The sequence below is a fragment of the Yeosuana marina genome (assembly GCF_011762485.1).
GTDB classification, from domain to species: Bacteria; Bacteroidota; Bacteroidia; order Flavobacteriales; family Flavobacteriaceae; genus Yeosuana; species Yeosuana marina.
Genome location: NZ_JAAKGI010000017.1, coordinates 1 through 1,839, shown reverse-complemented (window position 1 = coordinate 1,839; position 1,839 = coordinate 1). Strand labels below are relative to the sequence as shown.

At 38.9% G+C, this 1,839-nt stretch carries 1 pseudogene; it reads left to right on the top strand.

Features of this window, described 5'->3' with window-relative positions:
• Window positions 1-1,839 (top strand): annotated as a pseudogene (locus G5V56_RS12185) (hypothetical protein); the annotation flags it as partial.

Here is a 1,839-nt window from a genome sequence, read left to right as displayed (position 1 = left end):
ACAGGATTATCAGCTTCAGGATCACCGTATACATTTTATGTACAAGATAGTAAAAACTGTACATCAAGTGTATCAGTAACCATAACCGAACCAACAGCATTGGTAGCTTCAGCAACAGCAACAGATTTGAGTTGTAGTGCTACTAATACTAATCAATCAGCAGAAATAACCATAGCAGTTCCAACTACAGGAACAGCACCTTATCAATATAGTTTTGATGGAGGCGCAAACTTTAGTTCAGCGAATACCTTAACAGTAAATGATACAGGAATTGATCAGACATTTTCTTATGTAGTAAGAGATGCTAATGGCTGTACAACAGTACCTCAAAATATAACGATAGTAGCTTTAGATCCACCAACAGATTTAACATTTTCATCAGCAGCTGTAACTTGTATAGCAACAACAACAGATGTTACTCTAACAGCTACAGATGGCGTTGGACCATTGGAATATGAAACTATAGCACCATCACCAACAATTGTTGCAAAACAAGCATCTAATGTATTTACAGGCTTAGCGCCAGGAACCTATGTATTTAGAGTAACCGATGCTAATGGTTGTTATTATACAGAATCTTATACTGTAGCTCCAGTAACACCGATAACAATTACAGGCTTAAAATTAAGTGATGTATTATGTTATGGAGATAATACAGGAGCTATACAATATACAGTTTCCGGATATGCAGGAACTTATACAAGTACATTAACCAGTGGAACTGGAGCATTAAGTCAAACAGGAAGTACTGTAGATTTAACAGGTTTAGTTGCAGGAAGCTATACTCTAGAAGTATCAGATGATATTACAGGATGTACAGCAAATACGACTATTGTAATAACAGAACCAACAAATCCATTAACTTTTACAGCAACTTCAACTAACGTATATTGTACAGAAGATAATTCACAAATTACGGTAACCCCAGCAGGCGGAACAGCTAGTTATATCTATGCAGCCGTAGTGTCAGGAGCATCGGCACCAGTAGTTTATGACAGCAGTAATGTGATAACCGTTGATACCAATTCCGCAACGGATTTAGTTTGGGATGTGTATGTACAGGATGCTAATGGATGTATCACAATAGATACGATCACCATTACAGAAGATCCGTCACCAACAGTAACCACACCAGCGGTAGCATCTAATCAATGTTCGGTAGCTTCAGGATTTACCTTTACAGCTACAGGAGCCTCAGGAGTACCACCATATGAGTATAGTATTAATGGAGGTGGATCGTATCAAGCGAGTCCAACATTTACAGTGAATACACCAGGAAGTTACACGGTAACTATTAGAGACGCCAATGGTTGTACTAACACCAGTCCGACTCCAACGGTTGTCTATGTGCCACTGACTTCAATAGCCGCAGTAACCAAAGAATTAGATTGTTCAGCATCACCAGATGCCGTGATTACAGTGACTATTTCAGGTGGTAATGGACCATTTACGTATACGGTTCAAAAAGGAGCAGGAGTGCCAAGTGCACCAAGCGCACCTATTGCAGGCCCTACATTTACATATTCAGTTTCTCTAGCTAATGTAGACAGCTATACGTTTGAAATTACAGATGCTAATGGATGTATTTCAACAAGTACAATCGCAGTCGACCCTATAACCAATCCAGTAGTAACAGGAACACCAACGAATGTTAGTTGTAATGGTTCATCAGATGGAAGCGTACAATTAGTAGGATCAGGCGGATCAGGTGGTTATACATATAGCGATGATGGAATAACTTTTACAGGAACCTCATTATTCACAGGATTATCAGCTTCAGGATCACCGTATACATTTTATGTACAAGATAGTAAAAACTGTACATCAAGTGTATCAGTA